Raw genomic sequence first — 25,790 nt, 5'->3', positions numbered from 1 at the left:
CACACCTGGAGCTTCGCCCTCTACCTCGCCAGTCGAGGCGGTTACCAGGACAACTTCCTACCCACCGGCCTACCCTCCGGCAGCCCCGAAGAATGCCTGGACTGCGCCTGCGGCCTCTACCTCGACGGCACGCCGGCCTGGGACGGCGAGATTGGTGACCACCACCTGCGCGGCGATCGCGCGGTGGGACCAGGTCGACTCCGGGTGCGGGGGCGCGCTGGCGGCGTGGGCTCGTTGCTGTGTGAGTTGTGCGAGGGCTGCTGCGAGCACGGAGTGAGGTGCGCGGCCCAGCGGTGGCCAGTCGGCCCTCGCCGAGCGGGGCAGTGATCCGCCCATCGCCCTACGGCGCCGCGAGCGCGCCCAGCAACTCCGCGTACAGGCCGTTGCGCAGGATTGTCCAGTCCATGGTGCCGTCCTGGAGCCGACGCTCGGTCCAGCGGTGTGGCAGCGCGTAGGGAAGGTGATCGCCGTCAGCGCTCAGGCTCGTACAGACGACATGGCTCACGCCGGCCTTCTCGGCGGCGCCGTGCCGAGCCATGACGGTGCCGCCCTCGCCGTGGCCTGCGGAGATCAGCAGCACCTCCGCACCCTCGAAGCCCCCGGCGAGGGTGCTGGGCTCGTCGAAGTCGATGCGGCGGACCGGCAGCGGCGCCTTGAGCTGCTGAGGGTCGCGCGTGCCGAGGGGCAGTTGCGGCGACGAGCACGAGGACTGCGGGATCCGGTGAACAAGTGGGCTCCAGTGCCGTGCCGACTGCGACGGGGACAGCTTGACCTGAGGCGACCCCCGTGACGTGGACACTCTGACTATGGATCTCGCAGATCCAACCTCGATTCGTCAGTGGGGTTCGGTCGCTGATCGGGTCGGCGGTTCACCCTGTTTGTCCCTCGTGGTCGCGAGTCGGGCCGTCGCGTCACGTTGCGGCTGCACCGGGTTGGACGTCACGGAGGTCGCCTCAGCACCGCTATGCCACCGTGATCATCGACGCCGAGGCCCATGAGCGGATCGACATGCTGCCCGATCGCACGGCCGACACGCGGGAGGCGTGGCTGCGCGAGGGTCCGGGCGTCGAGCTCGTGTGCATCGGCGGCTCTGCCGCCTCACATGTCCCCGAGGACCGACTGCCGGCCGCCTCGGCGGTTCAAGTCGTCTCGCCGGTGCGACCGGAATGTAGGAAAGATCGAGGCCTTCGCCGTCGTGGCCGAGTGTGGTGGCGCTGTCCCCCAGGCACCGCGGCACGGGGAGTGCGCGACTCTGCATGGTCGTCCGCGACGGTGAGCCACACTCATCTCCTGACGATCCTGTCGAGAGCGGCGGCCAGCTGTGTCTTGACCGCATCACGGTGGTGAAGGGCGATCGGCGCGGACTCGGGGCTCGGCCGAAGGCCCCGGTCCGCGAAGACATAGAGCATGCGCAATGTGCGTAGGCAGTTGCTGAGGTGTGCGGGAACGGGAGTCGTGATCCGGTCGGCCCCGAAGTGGAGGCCGATCGGTTCCAACCATTCGGTCGCGTCGTTCTCGTTCATGTCGGAGCGGGTGAGGATACGGGCGATCGCCCTTGCCAACCGATCGTCCTCCAGTTGTTCGAAGACGTAGTCGGTATGAGCGGTCAGTCGCGCCGCCGCAAGGTCCAGCATCCGCACCGGGTCCACCTCCGGGTGGCATCCCAACTGGCCGAGCAGGTCCGCTCCATGCGCGACGGCGTGCAGCCAGCCCAGTTCCTCGTCAAAGCCGCGCAGTTCCGTCTCCGCCGGGTACCAACGTGAGAACGCTTCCACCCAGTCGGCTTTGAAGTCTCCCGCTTCCACGAGCATGTCGAGGACCAGCGGGGCGAAGGTCCGAGCCTGGATCTCCGGATCGAGGAAGCGGGCAGCCATCTCGTCCCCGAGCGCCAGCCGCCGGGGCTCGTCGATGACCCCCCGGGCTATCCAGGTCGCCAGCACCGTGTGCGGGGCCCCGTCCCGGATCTTGGGATCGGCATCGGCCAGGGCTTGGGAGAGTTCTCGCACCAGATGACCCATAGGGGGGTGCGCGGGTACCGCGCAGTCGGCGGCTTCGATGCTGGACCAGTCGATCATGACGGCAGAGTAGGCATGCGGCGATAAGCTCGGCCACCGCATTTTCGGCGCCTCCAGTTCGTCGCGACGCACGCGTACACCGGGGCGGGCGGGATTCGCCTCAAAGATCAACCGGTGGCCGTTCGTCTGTGCGGGCGCCATCCCGATGCCGGAGCAAACCCCGGATCAGGTCGAACCCATACCACCGCTTCCCTGGACGTAACCGCGACGTCCCGTGGTACGGACGGGCCGAGGCCAGCTGGCTGGAGGCCGCACGCAGCGCGTCCGACAGCTGATCGAGATCTGCTCGACCGTGTGCCGCTGCTTGCATGGTGCGGTTCAGTCCGCCTTCAGAACGACGTCGATCACCGTAGGAGGCCAGGTCGTGCCCGATGAGCACCTTCGCTCCAGACTTCGATCACCAAGGCCAGAGCCAGACGTGGAGTAGCAACGCGGATCACTACTGATGCACCGTCAGAGGAGTTGCGTCCAGCCGTCGTCGGAATCCGGACCGGAGTGATCGGGCGCATCGAACCCTACGTAGACACAGGATGTGCCGCGTCCGTCCGGCTCCAGCTCGTATGGTGGCGCAGGACGGACTGCGCGGCCACCACGGCGCTTGTCGCCCGCCCTGCCGGGCGCGGTGCCAAGCCACTTCGCCGAGGCTTCCTCTGGACGGACCGTGATGCTGTGCCGGCTCCGCAGGGCTCTCTGCGTGTGGGCCCGTGACGGCGTCCGCGCCGTCGCACGGCACGGACGCCGCAGCGGCCCACTGACGGGGATGCCCGCGGACCCCGCTCCCAGTCGGATGGTTCGCCCAGGAACCGGACCATTTGCGGGCCGCTTCACCCAAGTTGGCAGCACGGTCCGTCACCACCGAAAGTGAGACAGAGCCGACGGAACCGTGTAGCTGCCTGGACAGACGACCCTGAACCTCGACTGAGGGCCCCAGCCCGATCCATTCCACCCCCATACGGCCCACTTCATCCAGAGGGTGAAGTGGGCGGCAGACTGGATTAGCCTGCTCCGCCCCGGGGCACATTGCGGGCGGGCTCAGGCATGCCGCCTGTGCTCTCTGCTTCGGAGGTGTCCGGCTGTGTTCCCCGACGTGATCAATGGAATCCCCGCGCACGCCCTGTATGTGCACGCCGTCGTGGTTCTGCTCCCGCTGACAGCCGTGCTGCTGGTGGTGTCGGCTCTGTGGCCGACCGTGATGCGCAGGTTGGGCATCTCTCTGCCCGTCCTGGCCCTGGTGTCGCTGGCGCTGGTCCCGGTGACGACCAGTGCCGGAGAGTGGTTGGAGCAGCGCGTGCAGGAGAACGCTCTCGTTGAGCGGCACGCCGAGCTGGGGGAACAGCTCCTGCCGTGGGCGGCCGGTCTCTTCGTCGTGACCGTCGCGGTCTGGTGGGTCTACCGGCGCGCCATCGGGAACGGTCCGACCGACCTTCGCGTCTCATGGCCACCCATGGGGGCGGTGAGCGTTCCGCTGTGGATCGCCGCCGTCGTTCTGGCTCTCGCCGTCGGGGCCGGCACGATCGTGCAGGTCTACCGCATCGGTGACTCCGGCGCCCAGGCCGTCTGGCGCAATGCCCACACGTCCTCCGCCCAGCGCGGGTGACCCCTCCACTGCCCAAACAGACCGGGCATCGTTGCCGGAGCCGCCTTCACGACACCCACTCGAACGCGGCTATCGACGCGGCCGGATGGCGGTGCGGGTAAGGTCCGTTGGCGGTCAACCACCCTGCGCCGACGCACCGTCCGCTCCGCCTTCGGGGGTCACCCGTACTGCCGACCAGGGCTCGGCGCCGGTAGGAGCCGTGATCGCTGGTCGTACGAACTCACCGTGTTCCCCACCACGCCGACCTCACAACTCACCATCGCCGCTTGGCAGATCAACTGCATCGGATGTCTCTTTCCCAGGTCCTGACGTCGCTGCCAGGCACGGCGTCAGGACCGCCGCCGTCCTGCTCGTCACAGTCGGCGACGGCACCGGCTTTGGAACGCCCTACCGAACTCCACGACGCCTTCGTCTCCCTGGCCTGCGGCCTCATCTGCTGGCGACGCCTCAAGAAGGCACGCTCATGGTCGTGTCACGAGCTCCTAGCCGGTGGTCGCTTGGAGTAGGGCAGCGACTCAGGAGGACCCGCCGTCGGCCATGAACTCCACCTGTACAGCATGGTCGTGTTGATGGCCTGGCAGGAATCGGATCAGATCGGCCAAGGTGATGATCCCTCCGATCGCCCGTTGTCCCTCACGATGCAGCTCCGAAGCCGGAATGTCGAGGATGGTGGTGCGGAGTCCGCTCTGGGCCGCGGAGAGCCGGTCCAGTGCCTCTGCCAGGCAGACGGCGCCGTAGGCCGCGACCCTCTCCTCGTCCAGGGGATCGAAGGGGATCAGGCAGGGAGGCCCTCCGTCGGCGAGGAACTGGTGGACGCGCTGCGCGAAGACCTTCGCGGAGTCCGTGAGATGCCCGGCGACCTCTCTCGCCGTCCAGTCCAGCTCCCTGCCGTAGGCGGGGAAGTGACCGGCCCCGGACAACCGCCGACGGTCGGCGCCGCAGAGGACGGCGTCGCCGCGTCCGGCGGCTTCCAGCACCTCCAACGCCGCGCGCACCCTGTTCATATGACCACTGAGGTCGTGGACCGTCCGCGTGACGAGATCACTCATCCGCCCACTCCTCGCCGACCCGCCGCAGCGACACGACACCGGATGCGCAGTCCCTTGTCAGCCAGCGCCTCATGCCGGCGTACCAGACGGCTTCGGCGAGATGCCGGTATCCCGGCGCCGACGGGTGGTATCCGTCGCCGTCGGCCATTTCCCTGCCCCATTCGCTGCTCGCGGAGAGGAGGGACATGACGTCCGCATAGGGCACGCTCCTAGCCTCGGCCAGGACCGAGAAAGCCTGACTCAGGCCTTCCAGCCTCTGCCGGTGACCGACGTCGGCGACAGGAGTCGGCGACACCACCAGGGTGTCGATCCCGGCGCTCGCCGACATACGCAGCAGCTCGTCCAACGCCGCCACCGACTCGGAGGCGGCGGACCGTACGCGCCCCCCTTCGAGATCCGCGTCGTTGATCCCGCCGCTCACTACGAGACGGCCCCGCACCGGATACGGCAGCCGCACCAGAACTTCGGAGAACCTCTCCGCGATCATCGGCATCGTCTGTCCCCGGACGCCCAGGTTGTAGCTCGTGAGGTCGATCCCGGCGCCTGCCGCAAGCCCCGGCATGCGCCCGACCCACCCGCGTTCCGTCGGGTCGCCCACCCCCAGGACGAGGGAGTCGCCCAGGAAGCAGACCCTCCGGCTCGCGGTCGAATCGGGCCTGATCGCATCGGTGTCCGGTCGCGATCGTCTCCTGCGCCGCCGGTCGGCGGGCCCGCCGCACACCGTCACGGCTGAGGTCTCTTCACACATCCTCGTCCTCGGTTCCCAATTCGTGAGTAGGCGGTTCCAGCTCGGCCCGGAGTGGGCTGCTGGACTGTCGAGATGAGCTGGGTTCGTGGTGGTCCCGTGGGCGCCGGGCTGACCCCTGTGGGTTTCCGGGTCCGTCGAGGCCCTACGAAAGAACGGTGGCGCCCGGCGTCTTCGGGCCACCGCGAAACTCAGCCCGGCGTCCCGCGACGGGGTAGGGCGCTCAGGGGCAGGAGTAGGTGAACTCGACGGCTGCCGGGAGCGTGCCCGTCGGCGCGTCGATCACGAGCTCCGCCCTGGCCTCGTGGCTTCCTCGCCCGTGGAAGGTCCACAGCAGGTGCAGCCGCGTCTCCCGCTGCCCCCGGGGGACCGTCTCGCGCAGGGTGCCCGACGTGCTGCCGTCGCTTCGCACCCAGCGGTAGACGAGGGTTCCGGCACGCCCGTCGGTCCGCACGACGCCGACGATGTCGGCCGTGCCCCCGCAGGTCGGTCTGGTGGCCGCGGCAGCAACGGACACCTGCTCGACGGTCATGGGCGGAACGGGGCGCTGCCCGAGGAACCAACCGGTCACGGCGACAAGCGTGACGGCGGCGAACGCGTACCCGCTAAGGCCCCTGGAAACGGTAGCCACGAGCCCCGCGTCCCCCCGTCCGGACCGAAGCTCGTCATCCCGGGCCGGGCGGTGCCCGGCGGCTCCCGGCACCGGGCCCGGCCGACGGGGCGTGGTGCCGCGCAGGGTGTCGTCCGGACTGCCCATGGACTTCAGACCATCGGCCGACGGCGAGGTCGCCGTGACTGCGGGTCGGCCGGCCCACGGCAGCGGCACTGTGGGAACCGGACCGCCGCCTCCTGGGCCCGTCGGAGCGGCGTGTGGCGTGTCCGGGGCCGTGAACCAGGCTTCGTCCAGAGCCGTCGCACTGTATCCGTCGCCACCCGCCTCGCCGCGGAGGCCCTGAGCGCCGTGCGGCTCCGAGTCTCGCGTGAAGCCGGGTCCGGGGAACACCGTCATCGGACGTCGCACCTCTGGGTCACGATCTGCCGGAAGGTTCCGCCGCCACCGGATGCGGGACTTGTCGCGGCGACGCCCCAGTAGCAGGCGTTGTCGCGGAAGCCATGGGCGGCGGTGACGGTGTAGGAATTCTTCCCGCTCAGCCGGAAGGTCTGCGAGGGGCCATCCTGAATACCGATGGAACCGTCTCTGGACGAGGCGTACCAGGTGACGGTGAGGCTCACGGGCCCGGTCCCGCTCGTCACGACCACGATGGAGGCGGACGCCGTCGTGGAGCCCGACTGACGCAGCTCCGCGACGGACACCGAGGTCACCACGACGGGCGGCGGGGCCGGCGGGGCGGGCGGGGCACTGGAGGCGGGCGAAGTCCCGGCCGTCTCCGGCGTGGACGTCGGCACCGTCGTCGAATCCGGTGCGGCAGGCGGAGTCGAGCCTGTGTCCGACAGCGGAGCCTCCCCCTGGGACAGAGCACCCTCGGCATCCGGCGTACCCGCCGACGAGCGTGAGGTGGACGCCGACGGCGAACCGGACTGCGATGGTGAGGCCGTCGTGGAATGGCCTGGCGATACCGATGACGTGGCCGACTCCGCGCCCGGCGCGGGAGTCCCGGTGGTCGGACGGCCCGCCGCTCCCGGCAGAGCGCTCGTGGTGGCGACGGCTGCTCCCGCAGTCGTCGGACCGCCCTCGTCAGCGCCCTGCGTCACAAAGGCCAGTACCGCCGTGAGCACCACCCCGGCGCCGGCCAGCGTGCCCCGCAGGCCGTATCCGCGCCGCCCACCGGACCGCCCCGGCAGCTCGGTGTCGGCCAGCACGGTGGTGGCCGCCACGGTGGTTCCGGTCGACGGCCGGAGATCCGCGGCGAGGTCCGACAGGAGCGGGCATGCCAGCGCCGCCAACCTGCGTCGCCCCTCCTCCTCCCAGTCCTCTCCGTACGCCGTCGCGGCGACCTCCTCGAGTTCCGCCACAAAGGCTGCCGCCGTCTCGGGCCGCTGCTCCGCGTGCTTGGCCAGACCGCGAAGGACCAGCGCCCGGAAAGGCTCCGGAACCCTGTCGGCCGGGATCTGTGCGCTGATGTGCTGAACAGCCAGTTCCAGGGCGGTCCCACCGGCATACGGGTACTCGCCCGTCAGGCACTCGAAGAACGTGGCCGTCGCCGCGTAGACGTCGGTAGCCGGAGAGGCCGGCAGACCGTGCCACTGCTCCGGCGCCATGTACAGGGGAGTCCCCGCGACACCAGGTGCGGCGCCCTCGCGCACCGCGATTCCGAAATCGACCAGCTTGGAGGTCCCGTCCCCGGCCACCAGCACGTTCTCGGGCTTGTAGTCCCGGTGGACCACGCCGGCCCGGTGCGCGGCGGCGAGACCGAGGAGCGACCCCTTGAGGACGGTGAGCGCGGCTTCCGGGCCTGTCGCGCCCTCCCGTCGCAGCAGGGTGCGCAGAGAGACGCCGACCACCAGCTCCATCACGATGGCGGCTCCCTCGGGGGCCTCGACGTACTCGTGGAGGCCGACCACGTAAGGGGAAGCGAGGGTGGCCAGCAGCCCGGCCTCGTTCCTGAAGTCGCGCACGAAGCCGGGGTCCGCCCGCAGTGCGCCGCTGAGGTACTTCACCGCCACCGGAGTCCCGCTGCGTTCGTGCACGGCCTGCATCACGCGGCCGCTGCTACCGGACCCCAGCTCTCCCGACTCCGAGTATCCGGGGACCACCCACTCCTGCACGTGCACGCACTCCTTCCTTCGGGACGACCGTGAGGGGCCCACCCCTCCACGATCGTGATCTATCCGTTACATGGCCGTTCAGTGCAGCGCACCCGTCCCGACACTTCGTCCCCGGCGGCGCCGGCGACCCGGTTTCCCTGGCCCGGGGCCCTTGGCCGTCCCGGTGGGCTGGAGCCCCGACCGACCCCGGATCGGCCCGCACCCGCGCCGTCCGTGCGACGCCCCCGGCCTCGCCTGCGGTCCTCTGGCAGGCGGAGGGCCTCAGGGACGCTCAGAACGCTTCCTCACCACATACGGTGCACCGCGATGCGGACCTGGAACTCGCCCCCCTCGCCGACGAAGGTCCGGGTGTAGACCGCGGTTCCGTCGGGGTCGGGTATGTCCCGCGCGAGGCTCGCCGCGGTGAAGGCGAACTGCTGGGTCTGGATGTGGTTGTCGAACACCGGGTCCTCCGAGTACAGCGCCACGGAGAAGTTCAGCGGGGCCGGGGTGCCCATCCTGTTCTCGGACCAGGCGTCCCCGTCCCGCGGATTCAGGTCACCCGTCCTGTTGACGTGGACTCTCTTGGGTGCGATCACCCGGGAGTAGTGGTCGAACATCGCGGTGTCGCCCGGATCCAGGTCTCCGACCGTGTCGGTGTACATGACGTTGTTGCCCCCCGGTGCGGTGTCCACGACCTTCGCGTAGATCTCGTCCTCGTACCAGTCGGTGGCACCGGTCTGATCGATGCACTTCACCCAGTCGATCTCGAAGAGGTATGTCCGGTTCTCCGGCGGTATCGGGTCGGCCGACGCTGGGCCGGCCGTGGTCAGGCCCAACAGGAGCGCAGCCGCAGCCGACAGGCCGGCCGTCTTCCGCCGGCGGGTGGATTCCGTTGCTGAGTTCACTGGAAGGTTCCTCTCACCAGCTCGTGTTGGAGAAGTTGTGTTGGCCGGCGATGATGTCCGCGGACTGGAAGATCCGGTCCGGTTGCGCGGCGCGGGCACTTACCACCTCGGTTCCCCGCCACTGGACGTGGATGCGCTGGGAATTGATGTCGAGCTTCGTCCAGCCCCGGCGCCGGTGGTACATGTGCAGCGGCAGGTAGTTGAGCGCGTCCTCCAGCTCATACCAGTCCCCCTCCAGATCACCACCGGACGTGATGGAGGAGCTGATGATTTCGGGGGCTCTGGTATCAAGACGTTCAACAAGGGCTTCGACGACGCTGTCGGCACCGCCGAAGTGGACGTCACCGGTCAGCACGACGGGGTTGGCCACCTCCTTGTCGATCCATTGTCTGACCACCCGGCGGCGTTCTGCCCGATAGCCGTCCCATGAGTCCGATGCCTTTTCCGTCCCCGGCCCTCCGTTCACCCAATGGGCCATGACGACCTGGTTGACCAGCAGGTCCCAGCGGGCCCCGCGATAGCTTCGGCCCAGCGCGGACAACTGGTCCGGCCCGAGCATGTAGCGGTTCTCCTCGTTCCTCCTCCACTTGTCCTGACGCGAGCGGAACTGCCGGGTGTCGAGCAGGTGGAAGTCCGTGAGCCGACCCCACTGCAGGGTCTGGTAGCTGTTCGGCATGAGGCTGCGAGCCGGCTTCATCATGAAGGGCAGGGGGGTGTTCTCCCAGTGCGCCTGCAGGGCGTTGTGCCGGCGTTCCCAGAAGGTGCCCGGGCCGCTGTTCGCCGCCCCGTCCTCCAAGTAGTCGGGCGTGCTGCCGGCCCAGTCGTCGTCCACCTCGTGGTCGTCCAGGGTGAGGACCATCCCCGTGGAAGCCCGCATCGCCTGCTCCTGGCGGTCCGCACGGTACTGGGAGTGCCGCAGCCGGTAGTCGGCCAGCGTGAAGCACTCCCCTGCGGGCAGATGGCTCCTCGCCTTGGAGCCGTAGCCGGGGTTGTAGGAGTCCGCGTAGGTGAAGTCGCCCGTCGCGATGACCACATCGACCTCGTGGTCGGCGATGTGCTCGTAGCAGTGGAAGAAGCCGTGCTCGAAGTTCGCGCACGAGATGACGGCGGCCGTCATCGCGGATGGGTTGCTGTTGGCGGCGGGGGCCGTCTTCAGCCGCCCCACCGTGGACCGCCAGTTGCCGTACTCGAACCAGTAGAACACCGCCGTTGCCTGGGGGAGCGCGGCCACCTCGACGCGGGCGCTGTGCCCGTTGCGGCTCAGGGCGTACGCCGTTCCCTCGGCGAGGACGCCGCTGCCGTCGCGGTTCCGTGCGACCTTCCAGCGGACGGGGATGTCCCCGTCGGGCATGCCCGCTCTGCCGTCGCGGGCCAGGGGGAGGATGGCGAGCCTCGTCCAGATCACGTTCCTCAGGGGGCTGCTGGCCACCCCGAACTGGAAGGGGTTGATGTTGAACGTCGGCTCGATCACCGCCGCGGAGGCGGAGCCCTGGAGGATTTCGGTCCCCACGAGCCCTGCCACCCCCACGGCGGCGGCAACTCCCGCCCCCCGGAGGAAGCGCCGTCTGTCCAGTGCACTCACACTGTTCTCCCGTCAATGATCATGGACCGTCCGACGAACGGATCCACTGCGTGCTAGGTAGGTCGGGCCGGTCGAGCGGATCACCGGCGCAGCACGAGGGCGGAAGGTGAGGACATGCCCCTTGGTGGTCGCCTCTCGATGCCGAGATTGCCGCCGTACCTCGCACCGGCATGAGGAGGCCGGTGCCCGTGCTCCGGCCTCGCCGCTCCGGCGGAGCGGTTGCTGAAGCCATGATCCGCACCGCTCGGCGGCGAGCGGGAGAGCAACAATTCCCTGTCCTGCGTCCCGTGCGCGCATGCCGCGGACTCCACTCGCCCATGCTGCGCAAGGAGGGGTTCGTCGCCTCGCCCATCGGTCCGGTTCTCCCTCGAACCTCGCTGGTCGTCCCGAGGCCTGCTGTGGCATGCTGCGGCTGAACGGGAGAAATGATCTGCATGACTGTCTACGGCACACGGGATCGGGGCCATGCCGCGCCCGGCGGCGCGGCATGGCCGTTCGTCGGCAGGGAGGCGCACCGCAGGACCGTCCTGGATGCCGTGGACGATCCGGCGGTCAGAGGAATCGTCGTGGAGGGGCCGTCCGGGGTCGGCAAGTCCCGTTTGGCCGAGGAGTGCTACACCGACGCGCTCCGCTCGGGACACCGGGGTGGCCGGGCGTTGGCCACCGTACATGCGCGCGAGATTCCGCTGGGCGCCCTCGCCCACCTCACTGCATCGAACGCCGTGCCCGTCGATCCGATGTGCGCCTACCGCGGCGTGCGAGCGGCACTCGGCTCGGGAGCGGGCCGCTTCGTGCTGTTCGTGGACGACCTCCATCACCTGGACGCCACTTCGATGTTCGTGATCGGCCGCCTGCTCGACGCAGGCGAGGCGTTCCTGCTCGCGACGTTCCAGGAGGGCGTGCCCCGCGCCTGCTCCGTCTCGGTCCGGGAGCGGCTCGGCACGCTGTCCCGGGTCGAGCTGGGCGACCTCGACATGGCCGGAACCCGTGCCCTCCTTGAGCACGTGCTGTCCGGTCATGTCGCCGAGCAGACCGTGCGGCATCTGCACGGGACCAGCGGTGGCAACTTGTTGTACCTCTACGAGTTGGTCTGCGGCGCCCTGGCCCGCGAGTGGCTCGTCCACGACGGGGAGCTGTGGCGGGCGACGTGCCCTGACGAGTTCGGCACCCCGCGGCTCACCCGGCTGGTGGAGGAACGGCTCGCCGTGGCGGGGCCGGCGGGGCGCACGGCCCTTGACCTGCTCGCGCTGGCCGAGCCGGTCGGCGTGACCGAGTTGCGGGCGCTGGCGGGGGCCGAGGTCCTGGAAGGCCTGGAGGCGTCGCACGCCATCCGGGTGCATGAGAACGGCCGACGCCTGAGTGCGACTCTGGCGCACCCGGTCTACGGGCAGGTGCTGCGCGCGCGGATGGGCGCGCTGCGACGCCGCCGCCTTCTCGGGGAGCACGCCGAGTGGGTGCGGGAGCGCGGCGTCCGGCGCAGCGGGGACCTACTGCGGGTGGCCGTCTGGGAGGCGGCGGTCGACATCGCGGAACCCGGACTGCTGACCCAAGCTGCGGGGCTCGCCCGTCGCTGCCACGACTACCGGCAGGTCATCGCGTTTCTCAGCTCCCTGCCGGAGGACCAGCACTCGCCGACCACGCGCCACATGCTGGCGGAGAGCCACTTCCAGCTCGGCGACTGGCGGCAGGCGGAGGCCACACTGCGACGCCTGACCTGTTCGGCCCCCCGGGGCGAGGACGAGACCGCGACCGCGACGCGGACCAGGATGCTGAACCTGTTCTGGGCGGGCGAGCCGATCGCCGAGGTGCTGCGGATCGGGCGGCAGGCCCGTGCGTGGCTGGTCGCGCCCGCCGAGCGGACCGTGCTCCGCGAGGTGGCGGGAGCCCTGATCGCCGTGTCCGGACACCCGCGGGCCGGTCTGGCGCTGACGGAGCAGGCGCTCGGTCAGGAGGACGGCAGCGGCTCTCCGACCGTGGTCCTGAGCATGAGGGTCCTGGCTCTGACGGCCGTCGGCCGGGCGGCCGAGGGGCTGGAGACCGCCGACAGCTGCGAGCGGAGCCTCCTCTCGGCGGACCAAAGCGCCCTCTCGGTGCACCGGCACGCGGTGGACATCCTTCGCTTGTACGCCCTGGTGGAGCTGGGTCGGTTGGAGGAGGCGGAGGCACTCGCCGGAAGAGTGTCGGCGGCTGCAAGCGTGTCGACTCCGCTGACCGCGACCTGGCTCGCCTTCCACCGCGGCCGGTGCGCGTGGGCCGCGGGACGGGCGGCCGATGCCCGCCGCTACTTCGCGGAGGCCGTCGCGTCCTCGGAGTCAGCCGGGCACACCAAGATCCTCTCCCTCGCGTACTCCGGCGTCGCAGCCGCCGCTGCGGCCCTCGGCGACGAAACGGCAGCGGCGCGGGCGGTGGGCAGAGCGGCAGACCACCCGCCCTGCGCGCTCCTTGCAGGGGAGGAGCGGATCGGCGAGGCATGGCTGCTGGCGCTACGGGGGAACTTGACCGCGGCACGGGAGGTGCTGCGCCAGGCCGTGCGAGGGGCACGCGCCGCCGGCCAGACTTCGTCGCGCACCCTCCTGCTCACCGATCTGGCGCGATTCGGCCTCGCGGACGAGGCAGCCCGCGAATTGCGGTCCCTCTCGGACGCGCTGGAGGGCGCATTCGCCCCGGCACGTGCCGAGTTCGCCGCCGCCGTTGCCGCCGGGGACGCAGACCGGCTCCTCTCCGTCTACGCGGTGCTCAGCGGTATCGGAGCCCACATGCTGGCTGCGGAGAGCGCCTCTCACGCTGCGGCGGTGCTCCGCGGCGACCGGCGGCATCGCGCCGCCGCCGAGGCCGATCGAATGGCGCAGGCCGCCACGGCTCGGGTCCAGGGGACGCTGCCCGGTGCGTCCCGCGATGGACACTCGCTGCTGGGCTCCTCTCTCACGGAGCGAGAGCGCGAGGTCGCCGTCCTCGCAGGGCGCAGGCTCTCCAGTAACGAGATCGCCGAGCGACTCTTCCTGTCCCGCAGAACGGTCGACAACACACTCCAGAAGGTGTATCGGAAGCTCGGCGTGGGCAGCCGACGGTCACTCATCGAGGCGCTCCGAACACACGAGGATCCTTCCGGTCCTGATCAGGCCTGAAGTCACCCGGCCGCACCGCACCCTCACCCGCCTCCAAGAGGTGTGATCACCTGGTTCCCGTTCTGGAGGGCCGCGTCTCCGGCGTCCAACGCGGGATCCCACCGAGGCGATCCGCAGTGCTCAGCCTTGCACGATGAGCGACCGGATGTGCGGCATCGCGTTCCCGGGGCCGGCTACGCCGAGTAGGGCCATGACTGCCGACAGCCCCACCGACACCAGCATCTCGCCCGGAGCGCACCACCCATCCGGTCACCTGACAGCCCATGCCGCCGACCGAGGTGGCAACAACCTGCAGCCGGGACTCGGCCTCCAGCCCCGCCCCAGCCTGGGCTCGACGGCTTCATAGCCGGCACCGGCCTCACCCTCGACGAGCCCACGTCACCCTGACAAGCCGAAGCCGGTAAGTGGCGAGCGCCGGCTTCGATACCTCGCCGTTGAGGGGCTCGCGCGGTCTCGCTTTCAGGTCGTCAGACCGGCCATGTCAGCATCGGACCAAATTCCATCAAAAGGCGTCCAACACCCCTCTCCTGGCGAGTCGCACTGTACCGTCACTGTCTCCATCACGGCCGTACCTCTGCTGCGTTGAGCCGGTGATGCCGTCGGACGAAAGGAGGTGGCCATGACTGTTCCGGTGGATGCCCGCACCTTGGCTGTGGAACAGATGGGCCTAGGAGACCACGCCTTCGCACACTACGCGGACAACGAGATGCGATGGGGTGTGCTGGGAGTCTTTGCGCAGCTCGGGCTTGCGCGCAACGAAAAGGTCATCGTGATGGCGGACCCCCGCGTTCCGCACGATGAAGCGTTTGAGAAGTTGTTTCCTCACGGGGTCCTCGAGACGGCTCGGGAGAGCGGTCAGCTGCAGTTCACCAGCATGCGCGAGCTGATCCATCCGCACCGGTCCTTCAGTGCCGAACGGCAGATGTGCCGCCTTCGGGAAGAGACCCAGCAGGCTCGGTTCGATGGCTACGGCGGACTTCGGTCCATCATCGACATGGCGTGGGTGGACGACCTGGGCATGGACGTCGAAGGCGTCATGCACCGGGAGACGCATGCGGAAAGCCTCTTCGCTGACCGTACGTACGCCGAGATCTGCACGTACGACCGGCGCAGCTTCGCTGAGGAGACGGTGGAAGCGATGCGGGTTGGCCATCCGGTAGCGCTCCTTGAGAAGCCGGGAGAGTTCGGGGCCTTCCACTCCGACTTCGGTTTGCGGCTCGTGGGGGAAGCGGACTGGGCGAATCAGGATCAGTGGAGTCAGGCCGTGCAGGCAGCCCTCAGCCGGTCGCCTGCCGATCGCTCTCTACTTCTCGACCTCACCCCGGTTTCCTTCCTGTCGGTCACGTGCGCGGCGAATGTGCTGCGCCAGGTCAGAAGGGCCAGCCCCCGTCAGCGGGTGGAGGTCCGCTGCTCCCCGTTCCATGCGGAGATGTTCCGCCGCATCGGATCCACGGCAGTCGACACCCTGGTCCTGACCGAGGCAGAGGGGGCCATGCGTTGACGTCACGGCCGCTCCCTGCCCGGGCTCGGGAAGAAGTCCTGGCCGCAGAAGAAGTCCTGCTCAACAGACGGTTTCATGCCGCAGACTTGGTCGCTTTGCGCACACGCGTCGACCAAGTCGCAGCGTTCATGGGACTCAACCAGCGACGGCGTGCCGAATTTACCCTGGCCGTAAACGAGGTGGCGAGTAACTCCTTGCGGCATGGTGGGGGTGCGGGCACGCTCAGGCTCTACCGGAGTGCCGACAGCCTGTGCTGCCAAGTCACCGACAGCGGAGCCGGGTTCAACGATGACGTCATTCCTGGTGCCGTGCCCGAGGTCGAGACTTCCGCCGGACGTGGGCTGTGGCTCGTCCGCCAGATCACCGACCGGTTGGAAGTCACCGAGAACACTGTCGGCGCAGACGTCACCTTCTCCGTACGGCTTGACCGCACATAGCGATCCAATCATCCGAGTGCCGAAAGCCGGCAGCGAGGACTTCCTCCCCTGCCCCTCCGGCTGCTCCCACTGAAGCTCCACCTCCACCGGTGGGAACGCGTCGACGTGGCGCTGCAACTCCTCCGCCACCGAGGAGGGCACGTCGACGGTGCGGGTCTTCTCGCCCTTCGACAGAGTGAAGTACTGCCTCCCGTTGATCACGCGGACCTTTCAGTGTCACCGGCGCCGGCGCGTTCGCCGAGAAGGATGCCTGCTCGCAGGGCACCCCGACGCCGCGCGCTGATCCACCGCGGATTGCGGGACAGCCCTTAGCTGGAGTCCCCGGGCGTCGACCGGGCCGGGGCGCGGGCCAGGCGGAGCAGCAGTGCTCCTCCGAGCAAGGCGAGCGCGGCCGCGGAGCGCAGTACCGTCTCGATGGCCGCGCCGTCGGAGGCCGCACGGGACGACGAGCCGCTGAGGAGCTCCAGCACTGTCGAGGCGACGGCGACGGCCAGCGCGCCGAGCAGGACCAGGGACGTCAGCACGAAGCCGGACGCGGCGGCGAGGCGACTCTCCGAGACGTGCGACTGGGTGGCGACGTTCGTCAGGGCCCAGCCGAGGCCCAGCCCGACGCCGACCACGGCGAAGACCACCACATACAGGCCGAGCGGCGTCGACCAGGTCAGGGCGAGCAGTGAGGTGCCGCTGAGGAACATGGCGATGGCCATGAGCACCTCGGGCCGCCACCGTTGCGCCAGGTGCCCGGAGAAGTAGCTCGCGGTACCCGCGCCAATCGAGAGCGCAAGGAAGATCAGCCCGGCGGTGAACGGCGACAGGCCACGTGCCTGCTGGAGGTAGAGCGCCGAGAGGACGGCGACCAGGCAATAGACGACGTTGGACAGGGACCCCGCGAGGGTGATGGTGACGAAAGGCCCGTTCCGCAGCAGACCGAGGTCGAGCAGCGGTTCCGCGCTGCGCCGCTCGATCCGGACGAAGAGTGCGAGCAGGGCGGCTCCGACGAGGAAACAGCCCCATGTCGCCGGGGAGACCCAGCCCCATCGCTCTCCCTGGTCAACGCCGAGCATGATCAGCGTCAGACCGCCCGCGATCGCCGCCGCGCCTGGCAGGTCGAGCCGCCCGGAGGCGTGGGTGTCCCGGGTCTCCGGGACGTAGCGGAGCATCAGGAAGACGGCGACGGCGCAGATCGGCACGTTGAGGAAGAACACCGCACGCCAGCCGACGTGCTCGGCGAGTGTCCCGCCCACGAACGGCCCCAGGGCGGTGCCCACTGCGCTGAAGGCCAGCACCGTGCCGACGGCCCGGCCCTGCCGGTCGTCCCGGAAGTAGCTTGTGACGACAGCGACGGCGACCGGGAAGATGAAGGCGGCGGTCACACCCTGCACGACCCGCCCCGCGACCAGCCAGCCGGTGGACGGTGCCAGGCCGCACAAGACCGAGACGGCGCCGAAGCCGACGAGTCCAGCGACGAGCGTCCGCCGGCGGCCCTGGACGTCTGCGACCCGGCCTCCGGTGATCATGAAGGCACCCAGGGTGAGCATGTACCCGCTGACCAGCCACTGCAGGTCGGTGGTCGGTTCACTGTAGTCCCGGGCGATCACAGGAAGCGTCAGGTTGAGCGCGAACCAGTCCATCTGCACGAGCAGCATGGACAGCGCAGCCGCCATGATCACGGATCGGTCCCGGCCGGTGAACAGGCCGGTGGCGCGCGTGGCGCGATTCCCCGAAGGAACCTTCATCGCTCGCCTCGATTCACACCCCTCGCTCATCGTGGCATCTCCCCGCCCAGGCTGCTACACGACCTCGCAGGAGCCGGACGAACCACAGCCGATCATCGTCGCCGTCCACACCGCCCGGCGCGCCACCTGGACCACCGGCGACCTGGCCGTTGCCCGTTCGTCGACGAGCTGCTCGCTCATCCGCCGCCACACCCGCACCGCCACGGCCAGCTCGTCCCGCTCGGCCCGCACCTCGGACAGCTGCTTGACCAGTTGCTCTTCGATTTCACCAGCTCCGCGCGGCGCGCGGTGATCCGCTTATGCACCTCGGGATCCACCACGCGTCGCAGCGTACGAGCGCAACCCGAGACGGCGGTTGAGAAGCCGCAGAACCCGCACCTGACGGACGATCTACGCCCCAGGCTGCCGCCTTACCGAGCAGCCCCGGCGTCAGGCCGTCCGGATCCGGTCCCGCACCTGCGGCCGCACCTCGAACCCGGCAGCCTTGTACGTGGCGACACCGCCGACGTTGGAACTCGGCGTGCACACACGTACGCTCGACGAGCCCATCTCCCGCAGCGCGGCCGCCCCGGCCGCGGTGATCGCCCGACCGTAACCGCGACCGCGGTGGCTCTCGTGGACGCCCATCGGCTCGACCAGCCCCGGCTTTCCCGGGCCGGCCGACCACACCGTCACCACCGCCGCCACACTGCCCTGGTCGTCATAGGCGCCCAGGCAGCGAGCGTCGGCGTAGAACGGTCCCGCCGACATCGCGTGCCAGTATTCGCGCGTAGGCCGCGAGGTGTTGAACGCCGACCGCAGGACGTCGGCGAAGTCCTGCGCCTGCTCCGGGCCGATCGACTTGATCCGCACGCCGGGGTCCTCCACCGGCTCGGTGAGGTCGCGGAAGAGCGGCGTCCACGGCTCGTCGACGCCCCAGCCCTCCTTGCTCAGCAGGTCGTGGAGCAGCAGGCCCAACGGCGCCTCGACGGACACAGCTCCTTCCGGCAGCACGCCGCGCTCAGGCAACGAGAAGTCCTCGACGAACCGCCGCGCCAAGTCCTCGTCCTGGAAAGCGTCCGGAGCGACCGTCATCCGCACCAGGGTCGGCGAGTCGAGCATCCCGACCGCGATAATCCGCCCGTCCCGACTCCAGGTCCGGACCAACGCGGCCGTCTCGGCCGTTCCGAACCGGTAGTTCCAGCCGATGTCCCCGGAATGCAACTGCATCGGCGCTTCGTCGTACTGCCACTCCCGCAGCGCTGCTATGGCCTCACGTACCCCGTCGACGGTCGGCGTACCCAGCACAATAGTCATAGCCGGGATCAGACACTCCAACCCGGAGGTCCGCAACCGACTAACCGGGCCGGCCGCTGCTCCCGCAGCGGCCCGACCAAGAGCCTTTGCTTCCGCAACAGCCCAGCAGCGTCGGTTCCCCCGTTCCGCGCGCCACGCGGTGAGGCGTCAAGTGCCGCGAGCGCCGCCGGCCCGCGGGGGTCCTTCGGCTTCACCGACGGCGACGGCACGGTTGAGCCGGACGAACGGGCTGTCGGTCAGGCGCGCGGGTTCGTCGTACCACTCGACGATCTGCACCCAGTCGGTCTCCTGCGTGGTTGGCGCGTCGGCGTGGAGTGCCGCGATGGCGGGACGGCGTCCTCGCCCGCCGCGAAGCCGGCTTCGCGGCGGGCGAGGACGGGGAGCACACTCGGCTGAGGCTCCTGAGCAGGGCCTCGTCCATCGCTGACGTCACTCGGCGATGGTGGGCGGCACGGCCAGGAACGGGCGTACCTCCAGCCACTCGTGGATCGGCTTGCCACCCGCTCCAGGGGCGGCGGAGAGTTCCTCGGCCAGCTCGACGGCGCGCTCGTAGCTGTCGACGTCGATGACCATCCGACCGGCGTTGAGGTCCTCGGTCTCCGCGAACGGTCCGTCGGTCACCGGGGGGCGCCCCTCACCGTCGTAGCGGACCCACGCTCCCTCAGGGGCGAGCGCCTGACCGTCGACGAACTCGCCCGTCTTCTCCAGCCGGGGCGCCCCGGTAGTGCTTCAGCGGCAAGTACTTGGCCATCGTGTTTCACCTCGGCACTCGTGCGACCCGTTGTGGTTGCGTTCACCACGGGGCCGGAGCCGGGCGCGGGTTCTCGACATCACCGGCCGACGTTTTCCCGCCTTCTCGTGGATGGCTCCCGGACACCCGTCGGCACACCTGGTGACGGGACGCGACCGGGCCGACGTGCCGCGTGATCCGGACACGGTAGGACGCGGCGGCTCGCGTCCTCGGGCGCCCCGCCCGTGGCGATCGGGCGGTCCCGTCCGGGGCGTGGCGCCGTCGCGGGTCCCGATCTGCTGAAGGCCGTCCGCGTCGCGATACGGTCGTGCCGGTGTTCCGTGCCGGGGCCGTGGCGGCTCGGCGTAGGCCGGTCTTGAGATCAGATCCGCGAAGGCGGTCGCATGGTGCCGATTCGATCGAGCAGTCGTGGCTGACGCCGCATCACAGGCGCGACGGCGCGTCGCGCAGGTGCGGGACGACCCGGACGGACGCTACGCGCTGGCGCGGGAGTTCTATCGGCTCGCCACAGGGCCTCGCCGCCGGTACGGCCATGCAGAGCTGAGTTTCACGCGCTGGTCGCTGGCTCGCGGCGTGCTCGCGCCGGAATCCGCCGACCCGCCGGGCAGCCCTTGGTGGCGCTCCGTCAACGAACGCCTGCTGCGCGACAAGACCGAGGCCCACCTGCTGTGCGCCGGGGGCTCGGGCACGGCAAGTTCCCGAAGCGTCGAGTCCTGGGTGAGGTTCGTCCGCGCGCCCTCACCGGGTCGCTGGTACCGCGCCCACAACGCCAGCATCGTCGCGGGCTACCTGGAGCACGAGGACCTGGCCGCGGCCGAACAGCAGGTGGAGCGGTTCATGATGAACGTGGCGCTGCTCCGTGTCCTGTTCACGCACGCGATGCTGGTGCGCCCCGGACTCGCGCTCGGCCCGCTGGCTCCGTTGGGTCCCCTGCTGGCCGACCCGCGCCACCGGAGCGTCCAGATGTTCCTCGACCTCGGCCGGTCCTTCCCGCCCGACTACCCGGTGAGCGCGCCGGTCGAGGAAACCGTCCTCGACGAGCACCCGCTCGCCCGCATGCTCGACTACGGTCTGATCGCCCCGCGGCTGCCCGCGCTCTACGCGTTCTCCGCCATGTCGCTGGGGCAGCCCCGGCTGATGTCTCTGCTGGACGACGGAGTCCCCGCCTACGCCTGGCCGCACGCGGACCGGCCGATCTGGTACATCGGCAACACGGGTCCGCACCTGCGCGCGATCGCGCGGGCCAGCGGCGTACGCCTGCGCTGGCAACCGTCTCCGTTCGTCCGTCGGGGACCCGGCTGCTGACAACGTGGGTGCGCTGCCTCACGCTTCACGGTCGGCGGCGAACTACGGGAGGCGGCCTTCGCGCTGTGGCGTCGGCGGCCGCGCGGTTCCCCCGTCTTCTCCGAGACCATCGTCGTGGACGCCGCGCCCGCCGGGCACTGCGGGTGCCCCGAGGTGCGGGGCCAGGACGTGACCGCTCCTTCGAGTGAGCGCAGGGGAGCCTTCCCGGGAGCACCGGCCGAAGATCGCTAGCGTCGGGGGCGGCCTGTTCGCCAGGTCCACGAACCAAGACGCACATGGAGATGAGCATGCGATTCGTCATCAGCCCGCTGGTCGCGGGTACGGCCGTGGCAGGACTCGCAGCGTCACTCGCCCTCCCGTCACGTGCCGCCCCCGCGGAGACGACGACGGCGGCCCAAGTCACCTCGGCGAGCAGCCCTCATGCCGTGATCGACGAGCCGATCATCAGAGGTGAGAAGACCTGGGACTCCGAAAAGCTCGGGCGCGGGCACGTCACCACGGCGGTGAGGTACCCGATGAAGCCTCCGGTCGGGGGTGACCACCACCCGGTGTGGATGAACTGCGACGGCGACGTCTACGACGAGCCGGTCCCCGATGTGAACGCCGTGCACTCACTGGAGCACGGCGCGGTGTGGGTGACGTACAACGACAGGGCCCCGGCGGCCGAGGTGCGCAAGCTCGGGGAGAAGGTCGGCAGGACGCCGTACACGATGATGAGTCCGGTCCACGACCAGACCGGGGTCATCATGCTGACCGCCTGGGGCAGGCAACTGGCGGTCGGCAGCGCGGACGACCCGCGGGTGGACCGGTTCCTCACCACATACGTGCAGGGCCCGCAGACGCCCGAGCCGGGTGCCACGTGCACGGGCGGGCTGAGCGGGTGAAGCGGACCTGGACGAGGGCTCGCGGGCTCGCCGCCACGGCCTGCGCCCTGCCGGTGCTGCTGTTCGCGTCCGCGGGCGCGGCCGGGGTCGCTTCCACGGCCACGGACGACGAGCGTCACCCGACCGGGCACGGCGGCCCGGTGGCCGCCCCCGCGCCGGACTCGCCCGATGCGGGATTCGCCCGGGACATGGCCGTCCACCACCAGCAGGCGGTGGAGATGTCCTTCGTCGTCCGCGACCTCACCCGGGACGAAGAAGTACGGCGGCTCGCCTATGACATCGCCAACACCCAGGCCAACCAGCGCGGCATGCTGCTGGGGTGGCTCGACCTGTGGGGGCTGCCGAAGGCCGCGCCCGGAACGGCACCCATGGCCTGGATGACGGCTTCCGGCAGCAGTGCGGGCGACAGCGGTCATGGGGAGAACGACGATCGTGGTGGTCATCGGCACCGTGCCGGATCGCTGATGCCCGGCATGGCGACCCGGGCGGATCTCCGACGATTGGCGACGGCGAGCGGGGAGCAGGCCGAGGTGCTCTTCCTGCGGATGATGACCGCCCACCACCAGGGCGGGCTCGCGATGGCACGGGGCTGCGCGGACCTGTGCGCCGTGCCGCAGGAGAAGGCCCTCGCCCGGAAGATGCTCGACGCCCAGCGGTCGGAGGCGGAGACGATGGCAGAGATGCTGGCACGGCGGAACTCGGCACGACATCCCTGACGTCCGTCCTGCGGCCGAGCCCAGGCGTCAGCCCCGACGTTCCGGTGGGGCCGACTCCCGCGGCGTCCCGCCGCGGCGTGCTCGGCACCCACGGGAGACGCACCGTACAGACCGGTCTGCGACGATCGCCGGGTGGAGAAGCACAGTGGTTCCAGCCAGCCCGGCGCCCCCGTTCGCTCCGGCATCCCCGAGCACGGCCGCATTCCGAAGTACTACATGGTGAAGGCGAAGCTCGCCGCGCTCTTGGACGAGCTGGGGGAAGGGAGGCTGCTGCCGACCGAGCGCGATCTCGCCGTCGGCTACGAGGTCTCGCGGGAAACCGTGCGCCAGGCTCTGCGCGAGCTGCTCCTGGAGGGGCGGCTGCGCCGGAAGGGCCGCGGGACTGTGGTCGCCGGGCCCAAGCTGGAACAGCCGCTCGCGCTTGCGAGCTACACGGAGGGAGTACGCCGGCAGGGGCTCGGGCCGGGTCGGACCCTTGTCTCACTGGAGCGGTTCCCCTGCTCGGAGGCGCTCGCACCCGAGGTCGACACGAAACCCGGCGAGCCCGTCTGGCACATGGAGCGCGTACTGCGCGCCGACGACGAACGGGTGGGGCTGGAAAGCACCTATGTCGCGGAGTGCCGTGTTCCGCGCCTGGACAGTGACTTCGATCCGGACTCGTCGTTCTACGCCTATCTGCGCGACCGGCTCGGAATCGCCGTCGGCGACGCGGACGAGCGGATCGAGACGGTGCTGGCGACACCGCGCGAGGCCATGCTGATCGGCACGCCGCCGGCGTTGCCGATGCTGCTGCTGCACCGCGTCTCACGAGACACTTCCGGACGGCCCCTGGAACGGGTGCGCACGCTCTACCGGGGCGACCGGTTCAGCTTCACCACGCGTCTGGGCCCCCAGTAGTCGGTCGGTCCCGCAAACCACCCGTTATCATCACAGGATGATAACGGGTCTGGTCCAAGCTTGGCGGGTCGTTCACCGTCCGGATGCCCGGCGGATCGGAGAGAGTCACCGGGCACCAGGAGCGTGAATGCCATGAAGGTGATCGTCGTAGGAGCCGGCGTGGTGGGCACCATGCACGCCTGGCAGGCCGCCGAACGCGGCCATGAGGTCGTCCACATCGAGCGCGAGGCGGAGGCGCGGGGGGCCTCGGTCCGCAACTTCGGACAGATCTGGGTCAGCGGACGCGCAGGCGGCGTGGAGCTCGACACCGCCCTGCGGGCCCGGGAGCTGTGGGAGGCGATCGGCGCCCGCGTCCCGGGGATCGGCTTCCGGGCGACCGGATCGCTCACACCCGTGCGCGGGGCATTGGAGCACGCCGTCGCCGAGGCCGCGGTCTCCCGCGCGGACGGCGGAGCCCGCGGCTACCGACTGCTCACGGCCGCCGAAGCCCGGGCCGCCAACCCGGCGCTGCGCGGCACGTTCGACGCCGCCCTATGGTGCGGGCGGGACGCGGCGGTCGAGCCCCGTGCGGCCCAACTCGCCCTGCGCCAAGCACTCCTGAGCAGTGGCCGGTACACCTTCGTCCCACACCGCGAGGTGCGGGACGTCGTGGGGGAGAACGCGGTCCGCGACGACCACGGGGACGTCCACACCGGCGATGCCGTCGTACTGTGCACCGGAGCCTCGCTCACCGGTCTGGTCCGCGAGGTCGCAGGGGAGGTCCCGGTGCGCCGGGTGCGGCTCCAGATGATGCAGACGGACCCGCTCGGCGAACCCCTGACAACCTCCGTCGCCGATGCCGACTCGTTCCGCTACTACCCGGCGTACCGATCCCCCGCCCTCGACGCCCTGAACGCCGGGCAGCCGCAGGACCCGACTGCCGCCGCCCACAGGATGCAGCTCCTGATGGTCCAGCGCCTCGACGGCGGACTGACCATCGGCGACACCCACGAGTACGAGCAGCCCTTCGCCTTCGACACCCTCGAAGACCCCTATGAGCATCTCGCTCGCGTCGTCCAGTCCTTTCTCGGCCGCCCGCCGCCCCGCATCCGCCGCCGCTGGGCGGGCGTGTACGCACAGTGCACCGACACCAGCCGCGTCGTCCACCGCCAGCAGGTGCGCGACGGCATCTGGCTGGTGACCGGGCCCGGCGGCCGCGGCATGACCTGCTCCCCCGCCATCGCCGAAGCCACTGCGACCGAACTGGGCTGGTGAACCCATGAGCACGCACACGACCACCCACCCACTCGACCTCGTCGTCCTCGACATGGCCGGCACCACCGTCGCCGACGGAGGGCTGGTCGAGCTGGCCTTCAGCTCGGCCGCGGAACGCCTCGGCGAGGACCCGGCAGGGATGATCGGCCATGTCCGCGCCACCATGGGCGAGTCCAAGATCACCGTATTCCGGCACCTGTTCGGCGGCGACGAGGAGCGGGCCCAACAGGCCAACCGCGCCTTCGAGGAGGCATACGGAGAGCTGGTCTCCCAGGGCCGCATCACGCCCGTCCCCGGTGCCGCCGAAGCCATCGCGGCCCTTCGTGATCAGGGCAGGACGGTCGTCCTCACCACCGGCTTCGCCCGGGTCACCCAGGACGCCATCCTCGATGTCCTCGGCTGGCGCGAACTGGTCACCCTCACCCTCTGCCCCGCCGACGCGGGCGGCCGGGGTCGCCCCTACCCCGACATGGTGCTGGCCGCCTTCCTGCGCACCGGCGCTGTCGATCACGTCCGGCAGGTCGTGGTCGCCGGCGACACGTCCTACGACATGCTCAGCGGCGTCCGCTCCGGCGCCGGGCTCGTGGCCGGTGTGCTCACCGGCGCCCACAGCACGGAGGCCCTCACGGCGCACGGCGCCACCCACGTCCTGCCCTCGGTCGCCGAACTCCCCGCACTGCTCAAGGAGAGCGCGAGGTAGGGTCTTCCGTCCATGGGACGCCGGGCACCGATCCGCCCTCTCGGGCGGCATCGCGCACACGCCTTCACCGGCTTGTGTCGAAGTGACGGCGGGAGGCTTCGATCTCCCCGAGGAACCGGTGGGTCCAGTCGCACAGTCCGTCGATCGTCACACGCAGCGCCCGGCCCGGTTCGGTCAGCGTGTACTCGACCCGCGGCGGAACCGTGGGATGCACCTTCCTGTCGACCAGACCGTTGCGCTCCAGCATGCGCAGGTTCTGGGTGAGCATCTTGTGGCTGATGCCCTGGATGCCATCCCGGACCTCGCTGAAGCGCAGTGTGCTTTCGCCCAGGGTTTCGATGATCAGCATCGCCCACTTGTTGGCGACGTCCGAGAAGATCTCCCGCGCCAACGAGTCCGCCCGCGTGAGGTCGGCGTCCTCGTCCGAGCCGCTGAACTGCTTGGTCACCATGAGGTACCCCAGTCACTGAAAAGTGCGTTCTTCCACGTCAGTGCTCAGTCTCCTACGGTTTCCGAGTAACCGGAA

The 25,790-nt window shown here is 70.0% G+C and carries 23 protein-coding genes and 3 pseudogenes; 11 read left to right on the top strand and 15 right to left on the bottom strand.

What is annotated here, in order from left to right:
* Positions 1-69 precede the first annotated feature (69 nt).
* Positions 70-270 (bottom strand): hypothetical protein, encoded by a 201-nt coding sequence (locus V1460_RS12415; protein ID WP_338673801.1) that lies wholly within the window; start codon positions 268-270, stop codon positions 70-72.
* A 70-nt stretch (positions 271-340) separates the two neighbouring features.
* Positions 341-799: an NAD(P)H-binding protein gene (locus tag V1460_RS12410; RefSeq protein WP_338673800.1), complete on the bottom strand. Its 459-nt coding sequence runs from the start codon at positions 797-799 to the stop codon at positions 341-343.
* A 155-nt stretch (positions 800-954) separates the two neighbouring features.
* Between V1460_RS12410 and V1460_RS36290 the strand changes: the two are divergent.
* Positions 955-1,146, top strand: a pseudogene (locus V1460_RS36290) (ISL3 family transposase); the annotation flags it as partial.
* 137 nt (positions 1,147-1,283) lie between these two features.
* Here V1460_RS36290 and V1460_RS12405 read toward each other — a convergent pair.
* Positions 1,284-2,075, bottom strand: a complete 792-nt coding sequence (locus V1460_RS12405; RefSeq protein ID WP_338673799.1) for a DUF2785 domain-containing protein — start codon at positions 2,073-2,075, stop codon at positions 1,284-1,286.
* Between the two features lie 1,075 nt (positions 2,076-3,150).
* On the opposite strand from V1460_RS12405, the gene V1460_RS12400 reads away from it, so the two are divergent.
* Positions 3,151-3,672, top strand: a complete 522-nt coding sequence (locus tag V1460_RS12400) for a DUF2231 domain-containing protein (protein WP_338673798.1) — start codon at positions 3,151-3,153, stop codon at positions 3,670-3,672.
* 515 nt (positions 3,673-4,187) lie between these two features.
* On the opposite strand, the gene V1460_RS12395 is transcribed toward V1460_RS12400, so the two are convergent.
* The 6 genes from V1460_RS12395 to V1460_RS12370 all read right to left on the bottom strand — a co-directional run bounded on the left by V1460_RS12395 (position 4,188) and on the right by V1460_RS12370 (position 10,662).
* On the bottom strand, positions 4,188-4,721 hold the full coding sequence (locus V1460_RS12395) for a DinB family protein (RefSeq protein WP_338673797.1): 534 nt from the start codon (positions 4,719-4,721) through the stop codon (positions 4,188-4,190).
* A complete protein-coding gene (locus tag V1460_RS12390; RefSeq protein WP_338673796.1) occupies positions 4,714-5,469 on the bottom strand; it encodes a GDSL-type esterase/lipase family protein in 756 nt (251 codons plus the stop codon). The genes V1460_RS12395 and V1460_RS12390 overlap by 8 nt, the downstream gene beginning before the upstream one ends.
* A 220-nt stretch (positions 5,470-5,689) precedes the next feature.
* Positions 5,690-6,037, bottom strand: a complete 348-nt coding sequence (locus V1460_RS12385; protein WP_338673795.1) for a hypothetical protein — start codon at positions 6,035-6,037, stop codon at positions 5,690-5,692.
* A 434-nt stretch (positions 6,038-6,471) separates the two neighbouring features.
* Positions 6,472-8,199, bottom strand: coding sequence for a serine/threonine-protein kinase (locus V1460_RS12380; RefSeq protein ID WP_338673794.1), 1,728 nt, complete (start codon positions 8,197-8,199; stop codon positions 6,472-6,474).
* Positions 8,200-8,477: 278 nt separating this feature from the next.
* The gene (locus V1460_RS12375) at positions 8,478-9,080 is read right to left on the bottom strand and encodes a hypothetical protein (RefSeq protein WP_338673793.1); all 603 of its coding nucleotides are present in this window, start codon (positions 9,078-9,080) and stop codon (positions 8,478-8,480) included.
* A 13-nt stretch (positions 9,081-9,093) separates the two neighbouring features.
* Positions 9,094-10,662 (bottom strand): alkaline phosphatase D family protein, encoded by a 1,569-nt coding sequence (locus V1460_RS12370; protein ID WP_338673792.1) that lies wholly within the window; start codon positions 10,660-10,662, stop codon positions 9,094-9,096.
* 434 nt (positions 10,663-11,096) lie between these two features.
* Between V1460_RS12370 and V1460_RS12365 the strand changes: the two genes are divergently transcribed.
* The 3 genes from V1460_RS12365 (at position 11,097) to V1460_RS12355 (ending at position 15,725) form a co-directional block, all read left to right on the top strand.
* Positions 11,097-13,787 carry a LuxR family transcriptional regulator gene (locus V1460_RS12365; protein ID WP_338673791.1) on the top strand — a complete coding sequence of 897 codons (2,691 nt, stop codon included), beginning with the start codon at positions 11,097-11,099 and terminating at the stop codon, positions 13,785-13,787.
* Positions 13,788-14,406: 619 nt separating this feature from the next.
* A complete protein-coding gene (locus V1460_RS12360; RefSeq protein ID WP_338673790.1) occupies positions 14,407-15,288 on the top strand; it encodes an MEDS domain-containing protein in 882 nt (293 codons plus the stop codon).
* A 128-nt stretch (positions 15,289-15,416) separates the two neighbouring features.
* Positions 15,417-15,725: an ATP-binding protein gene (locus V1460_RS12355; RefSeq protein WP_338678013.1), complete on the top strand. Its 309-nt coding sequence runs from the start codon at positions 15,417-15,419 to the stop codon at positions 15,723-15,725.
* A 308-nt stretch (positions 15,726-16,033) separates the two neighbouring features.
* Here the strand turns inward: V1460_RS12355 and V1460_RS12350 are convergent, their stop codons facing one another.
* From V1460_RS12350 to V1460_RS12330, 5 genes and pseudogenes are all read right to left on the bottom strand, one after another.
* The gene (locus V1460_RS12350; protein WP_338673789.1) at positions 16,034-17,461 is read right to left on the bottom strand and encodes an MFS transporter; all 1,428 of its coding nucleotides are present in this window, start codon (positions 17,459-17,461) and stop codon (positions 16,034-16,036) included.
* Positions 17,462-17,515: 54 nt separating this feature from the next.
* Positions 17,516-17,692 carry a hypothetical protein gene (locus V1460_RS12345; protein ID WP_338673788.1) on the bottom strand — a complete coding sequence of 59 codons (177 nt, stop codon included), beginning with the start codon at positions 17,690-17,692 and terminating at the stop codon, positions 17,516-17,518.
* 198 nt (positions 17,693-17,890) lie between these two features.
* Positions 17,891-18,757 carry a GNAT family N-acetyltransferase gene (locus V1460_RS12340; protein ID WP_338673787.1) on the bottom strand — a complete coding sequence of 289 codons (867 nt, stop codon included), beginning with the start codon at positions 18,755-18,757 and terminating at the stop codon, positions 17,891-17,893.
* A gap of 128 nt (positions 18,758-18,885) precedes the next feature.
* A pseudogene (locus V1460_RS12335) lies at positions 18,886-19,084 on the bottom strand (RNA polymerase subunit sigma-24); the annotation flags it as partial.
* A gap of 102 nt (positions 19,085-19,186) precedes the next feature.
* Positions 19,187-19,508 (bottom strand): annotated as a pseudogene (locus V1460_RS12330) (YciI family protein).
* 408 nt (positions 19,509-19,916) lie between these two features.
* Here V1460_RS12330 and V1460_RS12325 point away from each other — a divergent pair.
* The 6 genes from V1460_RS12325 to V1460_RS12300 all read left to right on the top strand — a co-directional run bounded on the left by V1460_RS12325 (position 19,917) and on the right by V1460_RS12300 (position 25,264).
* Positions 19,917-20,813, top strand: a complete 897-nt coding sequence (locus V1460_RS12325) for a hypothetical protein (protein WP_338673786.1) — start codon at positions 19,917-19,919, stop codon at positions 20,811-20,813.
* A gap of 287 nt (positions 20,814-21,100) precedes the next feature.
* The gene (locus V1460_RS12320; RefSeq protein WP_338673785.1) at positions 21,101-21,697 is read left to right on the top strand and encodes a DUF3105 domain-containing protein; all 597 of its coding nucleotides are present in this window, start codon (positions 21,101-21,103) and stop codon (positions 21,695-21,697) included.
* A complete protein-coding gene (locus tag V1460_RS12315; protein WP_338673784.1) occupies positions 21,694-22,413 on the top strand; it encodes a DUF305 domain-containing protein in 720 nt (239 codons plus the stop codon). Before V1460_RS12320 ends, V1460_RS12315 begins: the two co-directional genes overlap by 4 nt.
* A 132-nt stretch (positions 22,414-22,545) precedes the next feature.
* Positions 22,546-23,310, top strand: a complete 765-nt coding sequence (locus V1460_RS12310) for a GntR family transcriptional regulator (protein ID WP_338673783.1) — start codon at positions 22,546-22,548, stop codon at positions 23,308-23,310.
* Positions 23,311-23,442: 132 nt separating this feature from the next.
* Positions 23,443-24,564, top strand: coding sequence for a TIGR03364 family FAD-dependent oxidoreductase (locus V1460_RS12305; protein WP_338673782.1), 1,122 nt, complete (start codon positions 23,443-23,445; stop codon positions 24,562-24,564).
* 4 nt (positions 24,565-24,568) lie between these two features.
* Positions 24,569-25,264 (top strand): phosphonatase-like hydrolase, encoded by a 696-nt coding sequence (locus V1460_RS12300; RefSeq protein WP_338673781.1) that lies wholly within the window; start codon positions 24,569-24,571, stop codon positions 25,262-25,264.
* A 64-nt stretch (positions 25,265-25,328) separates the two neighbouring features.
* On the opposite strand, the gene V1460_RS12295 is transcribed toward V1460_RS12300, so the two are convergent.
* A complete protein-coding gene (locus V1460_RS12295) occupies positions 25,329-25,715 on the bottom strand; it encodes a winged helix-turn-helix transcriptional regulator (protein ID WP_338673780.1) in 387 nt (128 codons plus the stop codon).
* Between the last annotated feature and the right edge of the window lie 75 nt (positions 25,716-25,790).

The sequence above is a fragment of the Streptomyces sp. SCSIO 30461 genome (assembly GCF_037023745.1).
Classification (GTDB): Bacteria; Actinomycetota; Actinomycetes; order Streptomycetales; family Streptomycetaceae; genus Streptomyces.
Note: the sequence above shows the minus strand (reverse complement) of the source record. Positions and strands in the feature narration are given on the sequence as shown.